1 pseudogene is annotated in these 336 nt (G+C 40.5%); it reads right to left on the reverse strand.

From position 1 onward, the window contains the following. Window positions 1-66: 66 nt before the first annotated feature. Window positions 67-336: pseudogene (locus tag ACIR310F_RS27140) on the reverse strand (hypothetical protein); the annotation flags it as partial.

Below are 336 nucleotides of genomic sequence, written 5' to 3' on the forward strand. Positions count from 1 at the left end.
TTTTGTACCTCATCAGTACGGAAAACGCTGTATAGACAATATATCCGCGTTTGATTATAGTAAAACTTAGTTTCCACCAGGACGTACACTAGCAGCCCTACCACCGCAACGACTACCATCAGAGGCTCTATCATCTGGATTTTGACAAGTATTACTAGATGTACCCCCACTACAGGAAGTCACTATTAACCCAATGAGTATAATTCCCAATAGCTTGCGGGTAGAAAAAATCGTCGGCATAATTTTAACACCTGAATTGTTGAATTGTATAGCTGTAGCCATTAAGATGAGGACATAAACCATAATGACCAGACTTGATAGCCCAGCAAAAGTGGT

It is taken from the genome of Dolichospermum circinale AWQC310F, assembly GCF_000426925.1.
GTDB lineage: Bacteria > Cyanobacteriota > Cyanobacteriia > Cyanobacteriales > Nostocaceae > Dolichospermum > Dolichospermum circinale.